This window comes from Kitasatospora sp. NPDC001547 (genome assembly GCF_042894165.1).
Lineage (GTDB): Bacteria > Actinomycetota > Actinomycetes > Streptomycetales > Streptomycetaceae > Kitasatospora.
In genome coordinates, this window is sequence record NZ_JBIAVL010000009.1 from 161,206 (window position 1) to 182,113 (window position 20,908).

Annotated in this window: 3 protein-coding genes; all 3 read left to right on the forward strand. The window is 74.5% G+C overall.

The genetic code is table 11. The features are described from left to right. Position 1 precedes the first annotated feature (1 nt). From ACFY0X_RS18825 to ACFY0X_RS18835, 3 genes are read left to right on the forward strand one after another with little or no spacing between them, the layout of a single operon-like run. Positions 2 to 17,416 carry an SDR family NAD(P)-dependent oxidoreductase gene (locus tag ACFY0X_RS18825; RefSeq protein WP_387755954.1) on the forward strand — a complete coding sequence of 5,805 codons (17,415 nt, stop codon included), beginning with the start codon at positions 2 to 4 and terminating at the stop codon, positions 17,414 to 17,416. Next, the gene (locus ACFY0X_RS18830; RefSeq protein WP_387755956.1) at positions 17,413 to 19,665 is read left to right on the forward strand and encodes a cytochrome P450; all 2,253 of its coding nucleotides are present in this window, start codon (positions 17,413 to 17,415) and stop codon (positions 19,663 to 19,665) included. The genes ACFY0X_RS18825 and ACFY0X_RS18830 overlap by 4 nt, the downstream gene beginning before the upstream one ends. Further along, the gene (locus ACFY0X_RS18835) at positions 19,665 to 20,828 is read left to right on the forward strand and encodes a macrolide family glycosyltransferase (RefSeq protein WP_387755958.1); all 1,164 of its coding nucleotides are present in this window, start codon (positions 19,665 to 19,667) and stop codon (positions 20,826 to 20,828) included. The genes ACFY0X_RS18830 and ACFY0X_RS18835 overlap by 1 nt, the downstream gene beginning before the upstream one ends. The last annotated feature ends 80 nt before the right edge of the window (positions 20,829 to 20,908 follow it).

A 20,908-nucleotide genomic window follows, 5' to 3' on the forward strand; every position in this document is an offset into this window, starting at 1 on the left:
GATGTCCGACGAAGAGAAGCTCCGCACCTACCTCAAGCGCGCCACGGCCGACCTGGGAGTGCTCAGCAGGCGCCTCGCCGACCTGGAGGAGGCCGCACGCGAGCCGATCGCGATCATCGGCATGGGCTGCCGCTACCCGGGCGGAGTCGAGTCCCCGGACGGCCTGTGGCGGCTCGTCTCGGACGGCGCCGACGCGATCACCGAGTTCCCGCCGGACCGTGGCTGGGACGTCGTCCACGACCCCGACCCGGACCGGCCGGGCACGACCTACAGCCGGTCGGGCGGCTTCCTCGCCGACGGCGCCGGGTTCGACGCCGGGTTCTTCGGGATCTCGCCGCGCGAGGCGTTGGCGATGGATCCGCAGCAGCGGGTGCTGCTGGAGACCGCCTGGGAGACCTTCGAGCACGCCGGCATCGACCCGACCACGCTCGGCGGCAGCCGCACGGCCGTGTTCACCGGCCTCTGGTCCTCCGGCTACGGCAACCAGCCGCCGCCGGACCTCGAAGGCTTTCTCGCCACCGGAACGGCCACCAGCGCCACGTCCGGGCGGGTGTCGTACCTGCTGGGGTTGGAGGGTCCGGCGGTGTCGGTGGACACGGCGTGCTCGTCGTCGCTGGTGGCGATCCACCTGGCGGCGCAGGCCTTGCGGGCAGGGGAGTGCTCGATGGCCCTGGCCGGTGGGGTGACGGTGATGGCGACGCCGGCGGGGTTCGTCGAGTTCTCGCGGCAGCGGGGGCTTGCGGCCGATGGACGGGTGAAGGCGTTCGCCGAGGCGGCCGACGGTACGGCGTGGGGTGAGGGCGCCGGAGTGGTGCTGCTGGAGCGGTTGTCGGACGCGCGGCGCAACGGTCACCGGGTGCTGGCGGTGGTGCGGGGTTCGGCGGTCAACCAGGACGGGGCGTCGAACGGGCTCGCGGCGCCGAACGGCCCCGCCCAGGAACGCGTCATCCGGCAGGCCCTCGCCAGTGCCGGGCTGGAGGCGTCCGAGGTGGACGCGGCGGAGGCGCACGGCACCGGCACCACCCTCGGCGATCCGATCGAGGCGCAGGCGTTGCTGGCGACGTACGGCCAGGGGCGGGCGGAGCCGTTGTGGCTGGGCTCGGTGAAGTCGAACATCGGGCACACCCAGGCGGCGGCCGGTGTGGCCGGTGTGATCAAGATGGTGATGGCGATGCGGCACGGGCAACTGCCGCGGACCCTCCACGTGGACGCGCCGAGCTCCCACGTCGACTGGTCGGCGGGCCGTGTCTCCCTGCTCACCGAGGCCCGGCCGTGGCCGGAGACGGGGCGCCCCCGCCGTGCCGGCGTGTCCGCGTTCGGCATCAGCGGGACGAACGCGCACGTGGTGATCGAGGCGGCTGTCGGGGAGCCGGTCGGCGTCTCGACGGAGTCCGCGGGTGGCGTGGTGCCGTGGGTGTTGTCGGGGAAGTCGGACGCGGCCCTGCGGGAGCAGGCGCGTCGGCTGGGGGCGTTCCTGGCCGGGCATCCGGAGGTTGGCGCGGTTGCGGTGGGTCGGGCGCTGGCGGGGCGGTCGCGGTTCGAGCACCGGGCGGTGCTGAGCGGTGTGGAGGCGTTGGAGGCTCTGGTGGAGGGCCGGTCGGCGCCGGGTCTGGTCGCCGGGACCGCGCGTCCGCTGGGCCGGTCGGTGTTCGTGTTCCCGGGGCAGGGTGCGCAGTGGGTCGGCATGGGTGGGGAGTTGTACGCCTCGGAGCCGGTGTTCCGGGAGGTGATCGAGGCGTGTGATGCCGCGTTGGCGCCGTTCACGGACTGGTCGTTGGTGGAGGTGCTGACCGGTGGCGGCTCGCTGGAGCGGGTGGATGTGGTGCAGCCTGCCCTGTTCGCGGTGATGGTGGCGCTGGCGGAGCTGTGGCGTGCCCACGGTGTGGAGCCGGATGCCGTGGTCGGGCATTCGCAGGGCGAGATCGCGGCCGCCTACGTGGCCGGGGTGCTGTCCCTGGACGACGCCGCCAAGGTGGTGGCGTTACGGAGCAGGGCGCTGGTCGCTCTGGCGGGTCAGGGCGGCATGCTTTCCCTAGGCGTCGGGCACGAGCAGGCCGCCGAGTTGGTGGCCCGCTGGGACGGTCGGCTGACGGTGGCGGTGGTCAACTCGGCGGACGGCGTGGTGGTTTCGGGCGATCTGGGCGCGCTGGACGAGTTGCTGGCGGCCTGTGAGGCCGACGGCATCCGCGCCCGCCGCCTGCCGGTGGACTACGCCGCCCACTCCGCCCAGGTCGAGGCGATCCGCGAGCGACTGCTCACCGAACTGGCCGACATCACAGCGCAGTCGGCGGCGGTGCCGTTCTACTCCACGGTGACCGGCGAGCCGGTCGACACCTCCGCCCTCGACGCCGGCTACTGGTACCGCAACCTCCGCGAACCCGTGCTGTTCGAGCAGACCACCCGTGCGCTGCTCGACCACGGCCACACCGTCTTCGTCGAGGTCAGCCCGCACCCGGTCCTGGTCTCCGCCGTCGAGGAGACCGGACACCACCACGGCTCCGACCTCCTCGTCACCGGCACGCTCCGGCGCGACCAGGAAGACTTCCTCACCCCGAGGGCCCGCCTGCACGTCCACGGCGTCCCGGTCGACTGGCGGCTCCCGGACGACACCGAGCCCGTCGACCTGCCGACGTACGCCTTCCAGCGCCGGCCGTACTGGCTGCGGCCCGTCCCGACGGCTTCGGGCGACCACCCCCTGCTCAGCACGTTCGTGGAACTGCCCGACGGCGCGGTGCTCAGCGGACGGATCTCGCTCGCCACCCACCCGTGGCTGGCCGACCACGCCGTGCGGGGCTCCGTCCTCCTGCCCGGCACGGCGTTCGCGGAAATGGCGGCCTACGCGGCCGGCCGGCTCGGCTGCGCGGTCGAGGAGCTGGTGCTCGAAACGCCGCTCGTTCTCGACGACACCCCGGTGGACCTCCAGGTCGTCGTGGGCCCCGAGGACGACGGCCGCAACCCGCTCACGGTGTACTCGCGGGACGGCGACGAGTGGGTGCGGCACGCCACCGGGACCCTGGGCGAGGAGCCGGTGCTGAGCGCCTGGGACTGGCCGCGGGCCGGTGAGCCCCTCGACGTCGACGGGCTCTACGACGCGCTGTCCGTGCTCGGCTACGAGTACGGCCCGGCGTTCCAGGGCGTCACGGCGGCCCGGCGGGTCGGCGACACCGTCTACGCCGAGGTGGAGCTTCCCGTCGAGGAACCGTTCACCCTGCACCCCGCGCTGCTCGACGCCGCCCTGCACCCCATGGCGTTCCTCACCGACCGCACCGGCCTGCCGTTCGCGTTCACCGGAGTGGCGATACGGTCCGCGGGCCGAGGGCCGCTGCGGGTACGCCTGTCCGCCACCGGGCCGGACACGTACACCGTGGCCGTGGCCGATCAGGACGGCACCCCGGTCGCGGTCGTCACCTCGCTGACCGTCCGGGACGCCACCGCCGTCCCGGACAGCCTGTACGCACTCGACTGGCTGTCCTGTGATTCGCCGGCCGTCGAACCGGCGCCGACGGGCGGCGACCTCGCGGACCTGGTCGTCCACGAGGTGCCCGGGCCGGCGCCCGAGGCGGACCCCGTCGAGGCGGCGTACGAGAGCGCGCGGAGCGTCCTCGCCGTGATCCGGGACCACCTGGCCGGCGAGCGTGGGCGGCTGGTGGTCGTCACCCGCAACGCCGTCGCCGCCGCGCCCGGTGACGTGGTCGGCCTCCACCACTCGATGGTCTGGGGCCTGGTCCGCGGCGCGCGGGCCGAACACCCCGACCGGTTCGTTCTGGTCGACGCCGACGCGACCTGGGACCCCGCGCTGATCGCCGACACCGACGAGCCGGAACTGGCGGTACGCCAAGGGATGCTGCGCGTCCCGCGCCTGGTCCGCGTCGGCGCGAGCCTCACCCCGCCGGACGGGGCCTGGAGGCTGGAGGACACGGGCACCGGCAGCATCGACGGCCTGGCGCTGGTGCCCCGCCCGGAGCTGATGGATCCGCTGGACCCCGGGCAGGTCCGGATCGCCATGCGGGCGGCCGGCCTGAACTTCCGGGACGTGCTGATCGCCCTCGGCGTGTACCCCGGCGAGGCCCTGATGGGCGGCGAAGGCGCGGGCGTCGTCCTCGAAACCGGCCCGGACACCCGGTTCCGGCCCGGCGACCGGGTCATGGGCCTGGTCCCCGGCGCCTTCGGCCCGGTCACCGTCGCCGACCAGCGGCTGCTGGTCCGGATGCCCGACGACTGGTCGTTCGCCAGGGCCGCGTCCGTGCCCGTGGTGTTCCTGACCGCCTGGTACGGGCTGCGCGACCTGGGCGGGCTGAAGGCCGGTGACCGGGTGCTGATCCACGCCGGCACCGGCGGCGTGGGCATGGCGGCGGTCCAACTGGCCCGGCGGCTCGGGGCGGAGGTGTTCGCCACCGCCGGCCCGGGCAAGTGGGAGGCGCTGCGCGCCCTGGGGCTGGACGAGGACCACATCGCCTCGTCGCGCACCCTGGAGTTCGAGCAGAAGTTCCCGCCCGTGGACGTGGTCCTGGACTCGCTGTCCGGCGAGTTCGTCGACGCCTCCCTGCGGCTGCTCGCGCCCGGCGGTCGGTTCGTGGAGATGGGCAAGACCGACATCCGCGACGCGGCCGACCATCCCGACATCGTCTACCGGGCGTTCGACATCGCCGACGCGGGGCCGGAGCGGCTCGGCGAGATCCTGGACGCCGTCGTCCGGGCCTTCGCGGACGGCGGGTTCGCATCGCTGCCGCTGGACGTACGCGGGGTCCGGGACGCGGTCGACGTGTTCCGGTTCATGAGCCGGGCCGCTCACATCGGGAAGATCGTCCTCACCGTCCCCCAGCCGGTCGACCCCCACGGCACGGTGCTGATCACGGGTGGTACGGGGACGCTGGGTGGCCGGGTGGCCCGGCACCTGGTGGCCGAGCGGGGTGTGCGGCACCTGGTGCTGGTCAGCCGTAGCGGGGGCGGGGCGGCGTTGTGCGAGGAACTGGCCGGACTGGGCGCGGAGGTGACGGTGGCGGCCTGCGACGTCGCCGACCGGCAGGCGCTGGCGGCCGTACTGGACTCGATCCCGGCCGAGCGTCCGCTGACCGCGGTCGTGCACGCGGCCGGTGTGCTCGATGACGCCGTGGTCGAGTCCCTGACGCCTGAGCGCCTCACCGCGGTCTGGGAGCCCAAGGCGCGGGCGGCGTGGAACCTCCACGACCTCACCCGTGGGCTGGACCTCACGGCCTTCGTCCTCTTCTCCTCGGCGGCCGGCACGCTCGGCAGCCCCGGCCAGGCCAACTACGCCGCGGCCAACACCTTCCTCGACGCCCTCGCCGTGCACCGGCGTGCCCTGGGCCTCCCGGCGACCTCGCTGGCCTGGGGCTACTGGGCCGAGCCGAGCGGCATGACCGGGCACCTGACCGGTGCCGACCAGGACCGGCTGGTGCGAGCCGGGGTCGTGCCGCTGGCCACCGACCACGCCCTGTCGCTGTTCGACGCGGCCCTGGCCACGGACCGGGCCGCCCTGGTGCCGGTACGCCTCGACCTGTCCGTGATGACGGGCGCCCCGGCGGCCCCGGCGGCGCTCAAGGGCCTCGTCTCCCGCAAGACGGTCCGGCGCCCGGCGCGGCACGGCGCGATCGCCGACCGCCTGCGGTCACTGCCGGAGGCCGAACGGCTGCGAGCCGCCCTCGACCTGGTCACCGCCGACACCGCCGCCGTGCTCGGCCACCGCGAACCGGAGGCCGGATGGGACCGGCAACCGTTCAAGGACCTCGGCTTCGACTCCCTGACCTCCGTCGAACTGCGCAACCGGCTCAACACCGCCACCGGCCTGCGCCTGCCCGCCACCGTCACATTCGACCACCCCACCCCGCGGCAACTCGCCGAGCACCTGTTGAGCGAGCTCCTCGGTGGGGCCGTGGCGCCGGTGGTGCCGGTGGGCGGGGCGGGTGACGGGGCTGATCCGGTGGTGATCGTGGGCATGGGGTGCCGGTTGCCGGGTGGGGTGGGGTCGCCGGAGGAGTTGTGGGGCCTGGTGTCGGGTGGGGTGGATGCGATCGGCGGATTTCCGGCTGATCGGGGGTGGGACGTGGAGGGGTTGTTCCATCCGGATGCGGATCATCCGGGGACGTCGTACACGCGGTCGGGTGGCTTCCTCGTGGACGCGGCGGGGTTCGATGCCGATTTCTTCGGGATCTCGCCGCGTGAGGCGTTGGCGATGGATCCGCAGCAGCGGGTGCTGCTGGAGACGGCGTGGGAGACGTTCGAGGACGCGGGGATCGATCCGACGTCCTTGCGGGGCAGCCGGACGGGCGTCTTCACCGGCATCTGGGCGTCCGGCTACGGCGACCAGGCACCCGCCGACGCCGAGGGCTATCTCGGTACGGGCGCCGCGACCAGCGTGACCTCCGGCCGGATCGCCTACCTGCTGGGGCTGGAGGGCGCGGCGGTCTCGCTGGACACCGCCTGCTCGTCCTCGCTGGTGGCGATCCACCTGGCGGCGCAGGCCTTGCGGGCAGGGGAGTGCTCGATGGCCCTGGCCGGCGGGGTGACCGTGATGGCGACCCCGCTGGGGTTCACGGAGTTCTCGCGCCAGCGCGGCCTGGCTCCCGACGGGAGGGTGAAGGCGTTCGCCGAGGCGGCTGACGGTACGGCGTGGGGTGAGGGCGCCGGCTTGGTGCTGTTGGAGCGGCTGTCGGACGCCCGCCGCAACGGCCACCGGGTGCTGGCGGTGGTGCGGGGCTCGGCGGTCAACCAGGACGGCACCTCCAACGGCCTCGGGGCGCCGAACGGTCCGTCGCAGGAGCGGGTGATCCGTCAGGCCCTCGCCAGTGCCGGGTTGGCGGCGTCCGAAGTGGACGCGGTGGAGGCGCACGGCACGGGGACGACGCTCGGTGACCCCATCGAGGCGCAGGCGCTGTTGGCGACCTACGGCCGGGACCGGGCGGAGCCGTTGTGGCTGGGCTCGGTGAAGTCGAACATCGGGCACACCCAGGCGGCGGCCGGTGTGGCGGGTGTGATCAAGATGGTGATGGCGATGCGGCACGGGCAACTGCCGCCGACGCTGCACGTCGACGCGCCGACCTCGCACGTCGACTGGGATTCCGGAAACATCCGGCTGCTCACCGAGGCCCGGCCCTGGCCCGACAGCGGCCACCCGCGCCGCGCGGGCATCTCGGCCTTCGGCATCAGCGGGACGAACGCGCATGTGGTGATCGAGGCGGCTGCCGAGGAGCCGGCCGGGGTTTCGACCGGGTCCGCGGGCGGGGTGGTGCCGTGGATGTTGTCGGCCAGGTCCGAGGTGGCGTTGCGGGAGCAGGCGCGTCGGCTGGGTGCCTTCGCCGCCGTGCATCCCGAGGTGAGCCCGGCGGCGGTCGGGGGCGCTCTGGCCGCCCGTACCGTGTTCAAGCACCGGGCGGTGCTGAGCGGTGTGGAGGCGCTGGAGGCCCTGGCGGAGGGCCGGTCGGCGCCGGGTCTGGTCACCGGGACCGCGCGTCCGCTGGGCCGGTCGGTGTTCGTGTTCCCGGGGCAGGGTGCGCAGTGGGTCGGCATGGGTGGGGAGTTGTACGGCTCGGAGCCGGTGTTCCGGGAGGTGATCGAGGCGTGTGATGCCGCGTTGGCGGCGTTCACGGACTGGTCGTTGGTGGAGGTGCTGACCGGTGGCGGCTCGCTGGAGCGGGTCGATGTCGTGCAGCCCGCCCTGTTCGCGGTGATGGTGGCGCTGGCGGAGCTGTGGCGTGCCCACGGGGTGGAGCCGGATGCCGTCGTCGGGCATTCGCAGGGCGAGATCGCGGCCGCCTACGTGGCCGGAGCGCTGTCCCTGGACGACGCCGCCAAGGTGGTCGCCCTGCGCAGCAGGGCGCTGGTCGCTCTGGCGGGTCAGGGCGGGATGGTGTCGGTCGGCCTCGGGCACGAGCAGGCCGCCGAGTTGGTGGCCCGCTGGGACGGTCGACTGACGGTGGCGGTGGTCAACTCGGCGGGCAGCGTGGTGGTTTCGGGCGATCTGGGCGCGCTGGACGAGTTGCTGGCGGCCTGTGAGGCCGACGGCATCCGCGCCCGCCGCCTGCCGGTGGACTACGCCGCCCACTCCGCCCAGGTCGAGGCGATCCGCGAGCGACTGCTCACCGAACTGGCCGACATCACACCGCAGTCGGCGGCGGTGCCGTTCTACTCCACGGTGACCGGCGAGCCGGTCGACACCTCCGCCCTCGACGCCGGCTACTGGTACCGCAACCTCCGCGAACCGGTGCTGTTCGACCAGACCACCCGGCTGCTGCTCGCCTCGGACAGCGACCCCGTCTTCCTCGAGATCAGCCCGCACCCGGTGCTCACGCCCGCGCTGGAGGAGCACGAGGCAGGTGTGGTGACCGGGACGCTGCGCCGCGACCACGGCACCCCGGCCGAGTTCCTGGCCGCCGCGGCGCGGCTGTTCGTCGCGGGCGTGCCGGTGCGGTGGCCGTTCCCCGAACGGGAGCCGGTGACGCTGCCCACCTACCCCTTCCAGCGGACGCGGTTCTGGCTCGCCGGGGGCGCGGGCGACGTCTCCGCGGCCGGGCTCGACCCGGTGGACCACCCGCTGCTCGGCGCCGCCGTCGAGGTGGGCGAGCAGCGGGTCCTGACGGGTCGGCTCTCCCTGGCCACCCACCCCTGGCTCGCGGACCACTCCGTCCTGGGGACGGTGCTGCTGCCCGCGACGGCGTTCGTCGAACTGGTGGTGCAGGCGGCCGGGGCGGCAGTGGAGGAACTGGTCCTGGAGGCGCCGCTGGTGGTGCCCGCGGACGGCGCGGTGGACGTGCAGGTCGTCGTGGGCGAGCCGGACGGGACCGGCCGCCGCACGGTCGACGTCCGGTCCCGTACGGACGGCTGGGTGCGGCACGCCACCGGCACGGTGGGCGGGGAACCCGCGGCCGGGCGGGAGCTGACGCAGTGGCCGCCGGCCGGCGCGGAACCGGTCACCGGGCTCTACGACACGCTCGCCGCGGCGGGCTACGAGTACGGGCCGGCCTTCCAGGCCGTGCAGGCGGTGTGGCGCCGCGGCGACGAGGTGTTCGCCGAGGTCACCGTGCCGGACGCGGCCCGGTTCTCCGTCCATCCGGCCCTGCTGGACGCCGCCCTGCAACCGCTGGCGCTGCTGTCCGGCACCGAAGGCGACGTACGGCTGCCGTTCTCGCTGAACGGGATCGCGGTCCACCGCACGGGCGTGACCTCCGCGCGCGTGCGGCTGACGGTGGTGCGCCCCGGCACGTACGCCGTCCACCTGGCGGACCGGTCCGGCGAGCCCGTCGCGACCGTCGAGGCGCTGACCACCCGTCCGATGGCCGGACGCGGCCCGCTGTACGCCCTCGACTGGATTCCGCTGACCCCCGGCGACGGCGCGCTCGGCGAAGGCGCGCTCGGTGACGCCGTCGTCTCGCCCGGCTCGGTCGCCGAGGCGCTGACGGCCGTCCAGGACTTCCTGGCCGGGCCCGGCGAACGGCTCGTGGTGCGCACGCGGGGCGCGGTCGCCGTCGTCCCCGGTGACGGGGTGAACGACCCGGAAGCCTCGGCCGTCTGGGGCCTGGTCCGGTCCGCGCAGTCCGAGCATCCAGGCCGGTTCGTGCTCGTGGACGCCGACGAGCTGCCCGACGGCCTGTCGGTCGGCGACGAGGACCAGGTGGCGGTGCGCGGTGGCGCCGTCTACGTGCCCCGGCTGGTGCGCTCCGCACCGGAGGAGTTCGACGGACGGCTGACGCAGACGGGCACGGGCAGCCTGGACGACCTCGCCTTCCTGCCGTACGAGCAGGGCCCGCCCGGGCCCCGGGAGGTCCGCGTCGCCGTGCGGGCGGCCGGACTGAACTTCCGGGACGTGCTGATCGCCCTCGGCGTCTACCCGGACCCGGCGCTGCTCGGCAGCGAGGGCGCGGGTGTCGTCACCGAGGTCGGCACCGAGGTCACCGGACTGCGGCCGGGCGACCGGGTCGCCGGGCTGCTGCCCGGCGCGTTCGGCCGGGTGGCCGTCGCCGACCACAGGGTGCTGGTGCGCATCCCCGACGAGTGGACGTTCGCCCAGGCCGCCACCGTGCCGATCGCGTTCCTGACCGCCTGGTACGGGCTGCGCGACCTGGGCGGGCTGAAGGCCGGTGACCGGGTGCTGATCCACGCCGGCACCGGCGGCGTGGGCATGGCGGCGGTCCAACTGGCCCGGCGGCTCGGGGCGGAGGTGTTCGCCACCGCCGGCCCGGGCAAGTGGGAGGCGCTGCGCGCCCTGGGGCTGGACGAGGACCACATCGCCTCGTCGCGCACCCTGGAGTTCGAGCGGAGGTTCCCGCCCGTGGACGTGGTGCTGAACTCGCTGTCCGGCGAGTTCCTGGACGCCTCGCTGCGGCTGCTCGCGCCCGGCGGGCGGTTCGTGGAGATGGGCAAGGCCGACGTCCGGCCCGGCGTGATGGCCTTCGACCTGGCCGATGCGGGGCCGGAGCGGCTGGGGGAGATCCTGGCCGAGGCCGTCCGGCTGCTCGGGGCGGGCGAGCTGCGTCTGCCGCCACTCACCACCTGGGACGTCCGCCGCGCGCGGGACGCGTTCCGGTTCATGAGCCGGGCCGCTCACGTGGGGAAGATCGTCCTCACCGTCCCCCAGCCGGTCGACCCCCACGGCACGGTGCTGATCACGGGTGGTACGGGGACGCTGGGTGGCCGGGTGGCCCGGCACCTGGTGGCCGAGCGGGGTGTGCGGCACCTGGTGCTGGTCAGCCGTAGCGGGGGCGGGGCGGCGTTGTGCGAGGAGCTGGCCGGGCTGGGCGCGGAGGTGACGGTGGCGGCCTGCGACGTCGCCGACCGGCAGGCGCTGGCGGCCGTACTGGACGCGATCCCGGCCGAGCGTCCGCTGACCGCGGTCGTGCACGCGGCCGGTGCGCTCGACGACGGGGTCGTGGAGTCGTTGTCGCCCGAACGGCTCGCCGTGGTCTGGGAGCCCAAGGCACGGGCGGCGTGGAACCTCCACGACCTCACCCGTGGGCTGGACCTCACGGCCTTCGTCCTCTTCTCCTCGGCCGCCGGCACGCTCGGTGCGGCAGGGCAGGCCAACTACGCGGCGGCGAACGCCTATCTCGACGGCCTGGCCGCGCACCGGCATGCCCTCGGACTGCCGGCCGTGTCGCTGGCCTGGGGCTACTGGGCCGAGGCCAGCGGGCTGACCGGGCGGATGTCCGAGGCCGACGGTGAACGCCTCGCCCGCTCGGGGCTGCTGCCGATGGCGACCGACTACGGACTCGGGCTGTTCGACGGGGGCCTGGAGACCGCGGAACCGGCGGTGGTCGCCGCCCGGTTCAAGGTGTCCGCCCTGGGCGACCGGCCGGTGCTGCGCGCGCTGGCGCGCGCCCGCAAACCGGTGCGGACCACCGCATTGGCGGGCGAACTGGGATCGCTGCCCGAGGCCCGGCAACGCGAGATCCTGCTCGACCTGGTCAGCACCCACGCCTCGGCCGTGCTGGGCCGCGGCGACGAGATCGGCGGCGACCTGGCCTTCAAGGACCTGGGCTTCGACTCGCTCACCGCGGTCGAACTGCGCAACCGGCTCTCCACGGTGGTCGGGGCACGGCTGCCGGCGACGATGGTCTTCGACCACCCGACCCCGGCCCGGCTGGCCGAGTACCTGCGTGACGTGGTCCTCGGCAAGGAGCGCCGGACGGCCGTGCCCGTGGCGGTGGGGGTTCCGGTGTCGGGTGATCCGGTGGTCGTGGTGGGGCTGGGGGCCCGGTATCCGGGTGGGGTGGGGTCGGCCCGGGAGTTGTGGGATCTGGTGTCCGGTGGGGTGGACGCGGTGGGGGAGTTCCCGGCGGATCGTGGGTGGGACGTGGGTCGGCTCTACGATCCGGCGGGTGGTCCGGGGAGGTCGTACACGCGGTCGGGTGGTTTTCTCGTGGACGCGGCGGGGTTCGACGCCGGGTTCTTCGGGATCTCGCCGCGTGAGGCGTTGGCGATGGATCCGCAGCAGCGGGTGCTGCTGGAGACGGCGTGGGAGACGTTCGAGGACGCGGGGATCGATCCGACGTCGTTGCGGGGCAGCCGGACGGGCGTCTTCACCGGCATCTGGGCGTCCGGTTACGCGGGCGGAGTGGAGCAGATCTCGCGCGACGCGGACGGCTATGTGGCCACCGGCACGGCGACGAGTGTGAGCTCCGGGCGGGTGTCCTACCTGCTGGGGTTGGAGGGGCCGGCGGTGTCGGTGGACACGGCGTGCTCGTCGTCGCTGGTGGCGATCCACCTGGCGGCGCAGGCCTTGCGGGCAGGGGAGTGCTCGATGGCCCTGGCCGGCGGGGTGACCGTCATGGCGACACCCGCCGCCTTCATCGACTTCTCCCGGCAGCGGGGGCTTGCGGCCGATGGCCGGGTGAAGGCGTTCGCCGAGGCGGCCGACGGCACGGCGTGGGGTGAGGGCGCCGGATTGGTACTGCTGGAGCGGTTGTCGGACGCGCGGCGCAACGGCCACCGGGTGCTGGCGGTCGTCGCGGGAAGCGCGGTGAACCAGGACGGGGCGTCCAACGGCCTCACCGCGCCGAACGGCCCGTCGCAGGAGCGGGTGATCCGTCAGGCCCTCGCCAGTGCCGGGTTGGCGGCGTCCGAGGTGGACGCGGTGGAGGCGCACGGGACGGGGACGACGCTCGGTGACCCCATCGAGGCGCAGGCGCTGCTGGCGACCTACGGCCGGGACCGGACGGAGCCGTTGTGGCTGGGGTCGGTGAAGTCGAACATCGGCCACACGCAAGCCGCCGCCGGCGTGGCGGGTGTGATCAAGATGGTGATGGCGATGCGGCACGGGCAACTGCCGCCGACGCTGCACGTCGACGCGCCGACCTCCCACGTCGACTGGTCGGAGGGCCAGGTCTCCCTGCTGACCGAGGCCCGGCCCTGGCCGGAGACGGGACGTCCCCGCCGTGCCGGCGTGTCCGCGTTCGGCATCAGCGGCACCAACGCGCACGTGATCCTGGAGGCACCGGCCGAGGAGTCCCCTGCTTACGATCCCGCTGACGTGCCCGCCCCTGCGGCCGTCGTGCCGGTGCCGTGGCTGCTGTCGGCGAAGTCCGAGCAGGCGCTCCGGGCCCAGGCCCGCAGACTGCTGACGTACGCGGCCGAGGCCCCCGACCAGGACGGAATCGCCGACGCGCTCGCCGCGCGGGCCCGGTTCGCCCACCGGGCCGTGGTGACCGGACCGGAGGCACTGGCGGCCCTGTTGCGCGGGGAGGCGCATCCCGGGCTGGTGACCGGCGAGGCCCGCGACTCCGGGAAGTCGGCGTTCGTGTTCTCCGGTCAGGGGGGTCAGTGGGCGGGGATGGGGCTGGGTTTGTATCGGGAGTTCCCGGTGTTCGCGCGGGCGTTGGACGAGGTGTGCGGGCTGCTGGGGTTGCCGGTGGAGGTGTTGTTCGAGGACGCGGAGGGCGTGCTCGGTGAGACCCGGTTCACCCAGGGCGCGGTGTTCGCGCTGGAGGTGGCGCTGTTCCGGCTGGTGGAGTGGCTGGGTGTGCGGCCGGACTTCGTGGTCGGGCATTCCGTCGGTGAGGTGGCGGCGGCGCATGTGGCCGGGGTGCTGGGCCTGGAGGACGCGTGTGTCCTGGTGGGGGCGCGTGGCCGGTTGATGCAGGGGCTGCCCGGGGGTGGGGCGATGGTCTCGCTCCAGGCCTCGCTGGAGGAGGTGGAGGGGTCGCTGCTGCCGGGGGCCGAGGTGGCGGCGGTCAACGCGGTGGACGCGGTGGTGGTGTCGGGCGACGAGGCCGCGGTGGCGGCCGTCGCCGAGGTGTGGCGCGGCCGTGGGCGGCGGGTGCGGCGGCTGGCGGTGAGTCACGCGTTCCATTCGGCGCGGATGGATCCGGTGCTGGAGGACCTCGGTGAGGTGGCGGCCGGTCTGTCGTTCGGCGAGCCGGTGATCCCGGTGGTCTCCACGGTGGCCGGGCGTCCGGTGGACCTGGGCGAGGCCGGGTACTGGGTGCGGCAGGTGCGCGAGCCCGTCCGGTTCGCCGACGCCATGGAATGGCTGACGGACCGGGGCGTGACGGGGTTCGTGGAGGTGGGCCCGCATCCGCATCTGGTGCCAACCGGCTTGATGCGCCGTGGCGGTGACTCCCCGGAGCGGTTGTTCGCCGGGCTGGGGCGGTTGTGGGCGGACGGCGCCGTGCGCTGGACGCCGCCCGTGACCACGCCGCCGGGGGCGTCGGAGGCGCACGTGCCCTCGTACCCGTTCCAGCACCAGCACTACTGGCTCCACCCCACCACCCCGTCCGAGGGCCTCGACACGCCCGACCATCCGCTGCTGCGGTCCCTGGTGAGGCTCCCCGACGGCCAGGGCGTGGTGCTGACCGGGAAGCTCTCCGCGTCCGTCCACCCGTGGCTGGCCGAGCACACCGTGCTCGGATCGACGCTGCTGCCCGCGATGGCGTTCGTGGACATGGTCGTCCACGCCGGCGAGCACACGGCCAGCCCCGTCCTGTCCGAACTGGTCCTGGAGGCGCCGCTGGTGCTGTCCGAGCGCGACGGTTCGCACGTGCAGGTGACCGTCGGCGCGCCCGACGACACCGGACGCCGGCCCGTCACCGTCCACTCCCGCACCTCCGCCGAGCCCGACGAGTGGACCCGCCACGCCACCGGGGTGCTCAGCCCGCCGGCGGACCGGGCGGCACCGGCCGACCGGACGGCCGGGCCAGGGACGGACGACGGCCCGGCCGCGCCGATCGACATCGACTCGTTCTACGACCGGCTCGCCGAAGCCGGCTACGACTACGGGCCCACCTTCCAGGGGCTCACCGGCATCCGGCGGCACGGCGAGGACCTGCACGCCGAGGTGAGCTTCCCGGCGGACCCCGCGCAGCTCACCGGTTTCCGCGTCCACCCCGCGCTCCTGGACGCCGCCATCCAGCCGCTGACCCTGCTCGCCGGCGCCGCGGGCGCCGCGGCCGAGGACGGCGGCGCCGACGGCGGCCCGGCGCGGCTGCCCTTCTCGTTCTCCGGGGTGTCGGTCACCGGGTCGGCCGCGGCGGTCCGCGTGGTGCTGCACCCGACCGGGCCGGACACCTGCGCGGTGCGGATCACCGACACCGCCGGGACACCGGTCGTGAGCATCGACGAGATCGTCCTGCGGCCCGCCGAACCGGCGGCTCACGGCGCCGGGCGCCGGCCGAACACGCTGTTCGCCGTCGACTGGACGCCGATGACGGCACCGGACGGCCCGGACACCGAGACGGTCCTCCACGAGGTCGTCGGCGGGGGCGAACCGGTCGCGGCCGCCCACGCGGTGACCCGGGAACTGCTCGGCACGGTCCGGGAGTTCCTGGCCACCGACACGCCGGCCCGGCTCGTGGTCCTCGTCGGCGACGACCTGGCCTCGACCGCCGCCGCCGGCTTCCTGCGCAGCGCGCACAGCGAGAACCCCGGGCGGATCCTGACCGTCCGGCACGACGGCACGGCCGCCTCACGACGGGCGGTCCCCGCCGCGGTGCGCGCCGCCCTGGGCGACGGCGAGCCCGAGATCCGGTTGCGCGACGGAGCCGCCCTGGTACCGAGACTGGTGCGGGCCGCCCCGGCCGCCCCGGCTGCGCCGCTGGACGGCCTGCCCCTGGACGGCATGCCCCTGGTCGGCGCGCCGCTGGACGGCACCGTGCTGATCACCGGCGGCACCGGCACCCTCGGCACCCTGGTCGCCCGGCACCTGGTCGCCCGGCACGGCGCCCCGCACGTGGTGCTCGCCGGCCGCCGCGGCGTCGAGCCGCCCGGGCTCCGGCAGGAGCTGGGCGCCGCCCTCACCGTGGTCGCCTGCGACGCCGGGGACCGCGGGGCACTGCGGGACCTCGTCGCCTCGATCCCCGACCTGCGGGTCGTCGTGCACGCCGCCGGCGTCGTCGACGACGCCCTGGTGGGATCGATGACACCGGAGCAGCTCGGCACGGTCCTGCGCTCGAAGGCCGATGCCGCGTGGCACCTGCACGAGGCCACCGAGCACCTGGACCTGCGGGCGTTCGTGCTGTTCTCCTCGGCGTCCGGGGTGTTCGGCGCCCCCGGGCAGGCCAACTACGCCGCCGCGAACGCGTTCCTCGACGCGCTCGCCGAGCACCGGCACGCGCGCGGTCTGCCGGCCACCTCCCTGGCCTGGGGCCAGTGGGCCGAGTCCAGCGGCATCACCGGGAACCTGACCGCGGCCGACCACCGCCGGCTGGCGAGGACCGGGATGCTGCCGCTGGCCACCGAGCAGGCCCTCGACCTGTTCGACACCGCCGTGGCCGGCGAACGCCCGGTGCTGGTGCCGGTCCGCCTCGACCTCGCGGCGATCGACACCCCGCCCGCGCTGCTGCGCGGACTCGCCCGGCCGCGGCGCGCGCCCGCCCCGGCGGCCGTCCCCGGCGACCTGCGGGCCAGGCTCGAAGCCCTGCCCGAGCCCGGGCAGCGCGCCCTGCTGCTCGACCTGGTCGTCACGCACAGCGCGAGCATCCTCGGGACGGCCCCCGGCGCGATCGACGACCCGCGCCGGCTGTTCCGCGACCACGGCGTCGACTCGCTGACCGCCATCGAGCTGCGCAACCGGCTCAACGCGGCCACCGGGCTGCAGCTCCCGGCGACCCTCGCCTTCGACTTCCCGACGCCCGAACAACTCGTCAACCACCTCTACGGGCAGCTGTGCTCGCCGGAGAACCGGGTCGCCGGGCCGATGGAGCGCCTGCTGCGCAAGGCCGTCGACGTCGGCCGCGCGCAGGACGGCCTCGACCTGCTCGCCACGGCGTCGCGGCTGGGCCCGGCCACCGACGCCCCCAAGGTCGAGGCGGTGGCCCTCGCGGCCGGCTTCCTCCAGCCGTCGCTGGTCTGCCTGCCGTCCGCGCTGGCGTCCGGCGGCATCGAGGAGTACGGGCGGTTCGCCGCGGCGCTGGAGGCCGCCCGCGACGTCACGGCGCTCACCCTGCCGGGCTTCGCCGGCGACCCGCTGCCCGCGGACGCCGACGTCCTGGTCCAGGCGCTCGCCGACGCCGCGTCGGCCGTCGCCGCGCCGGTGCTGGTCGGCCGTTCGATGGGCGCGTGGCTGGCGCTGGCGACCGCCGGGGAACTGGAACGGCGGGGGGCCCGGCCCAGCGCCGTGGTGCTCGTCGACGGCTACCCCGACGACGTGCCGGGCGTGCTCACCGGCATGCTCGACGCCGGCCACCAGGCCCGGCCGGTCGACGACGACCGGCTGCTGGCCATGGGCCGCTACCTCGATCTGGCCGGCGCCCCGGAGCCCGTCACCGCGCCGGTGCTGCTGGTGGGCACCGGGAAGCGCTCGTGGCCCCGGCTGTCCACCACCGTCCAGGAAGTGCTCACCGTCCCGGGCGACCACTTCACCGTACTGGAGGAGCACTCCGCTGCCACGGCGCTGGCCGTCAGCACGTGGCTCCTCGACTTCAGCGGATACGGGGCCGGCTTGTCCGCACTCAGGGGAAAGGACCAAGCATGATCTGGGACGACGTCTACATCGGCGGAACGGGGCGGTACCTGCCGCCCCGCACGCCCGCGACGCAGGCCGTGCCGGACACCGAGACCATGCGGCGGCTGCTCGCGCTGTCGGACTTCGTGTCGTTCACCCGCTCCGACGACGTCACCGAGCACGCGATGGCCGTGCACGCGGCGATCGGAGCCCTGCGCGAGTCCGGCCTCAGCGGCGCCGACATCTCCATGGCCGCCTACGCCCAGATGGACCACCAGGACCACATGGCGTCCTCCTGCCACCTCCAGCGCGTCCTCGGCCTCGGCCACGCCCTGGTCTACGAGGTCGAGGCGACCAGCAACGGCGGCTCGGCCGCGCTGCAGTCCGCCGCCGCGCACCTGGTGGCCGACCCGGCCGCGACCGCGACCCTGGTCACGGCCACCTCCCGGTTCCTGCCGCCGCGGTGGGAACGCTGGCAGCCCAGCATCGGGATCTTCCTGGCCGACGGGGCGGTCGCGGCCGTGCTCAACCGCGAGGGCGGCCGGGCGCGGCTGGTCGCGACCGCCAACAGCTCCGCGACCCAGATGGAGGTCCTCGCCACCCCGACGATCCCGGACCCCGAGGGCCACCGGAACCGTACGCCGATCGAGGTCACCGGCCTGGCCCCCTATCTGACGCTGATGAGCGGGGCACTGGTCACCGCGGTCGAGCAGGCCGCCAAGGAGGGCGGTGTCGGCGTCGCCGACGTCACCAGGTTCGTCGTCACCGGTCTGGGCCTGGCCCAACTGGAGGTCGTCGTGCTGGAGCCGCTCGGCATCGACCTGGCCCGCACCACCTGGCCGATGCTGCGCGAGCTCGGCCACGTCGGGCCGTGCGACCAACTGCTCGGCATCGACCACCTGCTGCACGACGAGACCCTGAAGCCCGGCGACACCATCATGTCGATCGGCCTCGGCATGGGCTCGCGGTTCACCGCGTCCCTGCTGGAGGTCACCGAGCCGCCCAGGCCCCGTACGGCCACCGTCTTCACCGAGCCGGTGCGCGCGCAGGCCCCGCCCGCCGACGCGTACGTCATCGACCCCTCGGGCGGCGACATCTTCGGCGAGGCCGCCGCCCTGCGCGAGCGCGGCCCGGCCACGCGCGTCGAACTGCCCGGCGGCGTGTCGGCCTGGGCCGTCACCGGGCACGACCTGGCGAAGAGGCTGCTGCTCGACCCGAGGGTCTCCAAGGACGCGAACAAGCACTGGCCCATGTGGCGCGACGGCGACATCCCGCCGGACTGGCCGCTGATCATGTGGGTCGCGATGCAGAACATGTTCACCGCCTACGGGGCCGACCACACCCGGCTGCGCAGCCTGGTGGCCAAGGCGTTCACCCCGCGCCGCGTCGAGGCGACGCGGCCGCGCGTCGAGGAGATCACGGCCGGCCTGATCGCCGACCTGGCCGCGGTGCCGCCGGGGCAGGCGGTCGACCTGCGCGCCCGGTTCGCGTTCCCGCTGCCGATCCAGGTGATCACCGGACTGTTCGGGGTGACCGCGCGGACGGGCGCGGACCTGCGGCGGCTGGTGGACGCGGTGTTCAGCCTCGACGCGGACCCGGCGGGCGTGCAGGCCGCCTCCGGCGAGCTGTACATGCTGCTCAAGGACCTCGTGGCCGCCAAACGGCGCGATCCCGGCGACGACATGACCAGCGACCTGATCGCCGCGCAGGAGGCGGACGGCACCCGGCTGTCCGAGCGGGAGCTGCTGGACACCCTGCTGCTGACCATCTCCGCCGGCTTCGAGACGACGGTCAACCTGCTCGACCACGCCGTCCACGCGCTGGCCACGCACCCGTCCCAGCTCGCCCTGGTCAGGTCCGGGACCAGCACGTGGGAGGACGTGGTGGACGAGACCCTGCGCTGGCAGGCGCCGGTGCCGAACCTGCCGCTGCGGTACGCCGTGGAGGACATCTCCGTGGACGGCGTGCGGATCCGCAAGGGCGAGGCGATCCTGCTGTCCTACGGCGCGGCCGGCCGCGACCCGGCGCGGCACGGGGCCGACGCGGAGGCCTTCTCCGTCACCCGGCCGTCGCGGGCCGACCACCTCACCTTCGGGCACGGCGTGCACTACTGCCTCGGCACCCCGCTGGCGAAGCTGGAGGCGACGACGGCGCTGTCCGCGTTGTTCTCCCGGTTCCCGGGGCTGCGGCTGGCCGTCCCGTCGTCCGAACTCGAGCCGCTGGGTTCCTTCTTCACCAACGGACACAAGACCCTGCCGGTCATCCTGGAGGAGAGCTGATGGCCCACTTCGCCTTCGTGAGCGCGCCCGCGTCCGGGCACGTGAACCCGACCCTGCCGCTGGTCGAGGAGCTGGTCCGGCGCGGTCACCGGGTCAGCTACGCCACGGGACCGGCCACCATCGGCGGGGCCGTCGCCGCCGGGGCGTCGCCGGTGGTCCTGCCCTCCCAGCTGCCGCCCGACATGGCGGCGCGGGGCGGGTTCACGGCGGAACAGCTCGCCGTGACGATGGAGTACTACCTCGACGACGCGCGTGCCTCCTTCCCCGTTCTGGCCGGGCACTTCTCGGCCGACCCGCCGGACGCGGTGTGCTACGACTCGGTGACCTTCACCGGGAGGATGCTGGCGAACCTGCTCGGGGTGCGGGAGGTCTCCCTGGTGCCGACCTTCGCGGAGAACGAGTCCTTCTCGGCGGCGCAGGTGTACCTGCCGGCCGACTTCGACCACGCGAACCCCCGGCTGCTGGCCGCGGTCCAGGACATGGGGAAGTTCGCGCAGGGCCACGCCTTCCTCGACGACCCGAACCTGATGTTCGGCCACGTGGCCCCGACCAGCCTGGTGTTCGTCCCCCGCGAGTTCCAGATGTCGGGGGACACCTTCGACGAGCGCTTCCACTTCGTCGGGCCGTCGCTGAGCGACCGGCAGACCGCCGAGGAGTGGAGCCCGCGGTCGCCGGCCCCGGTCCTGCTGATCTCGCTGGGAACCGTCTTCAACGACCGGCCCGAGTTCTACCGGACGTGCGTCGAGGCGTTCGGGGGCGGCGACTGGCAGGTCGTCATGGCGGTGGGCGGGCTGGACCGGGAGTCGCTGGGCCCGGTCCCGGCGAACGTCGAGGTGCACGCCCACGTGCCGCAGGTCGCGGTGCTGCGCCACGCCGAGGTGTTCCTGAGCCACGCCGGGATGAACTCGGTGATGGAGTCCCTCTACCACGGGGTGCCCTTCGTGGCGGTGCCGCAGATCCCGGAACAGCGGGCGATCGCCCGGCGGGCGGAGGAACTGGGGGTCGGCCGGACGCTCGCCGAGCCGACCGTACGGGCCCTGCGCGACGCCGTCCGGGACGTCCGGGCCTGCCGCCCCCGGGCGGCGGCCCTGGGCCGGGTCGTGCGCGGGGCGGGCGGCGCGGCGAAGGGGGCGGACGTCCTGGAGGAGCTGCTGACGCGGTAGCGGCCGGCTCCACCGGGCGCTCCGTACCCGCACCCGCCGGACGGCCGGCCGAGCGCTCTAAACAGCGCCCGGCCGTAGAG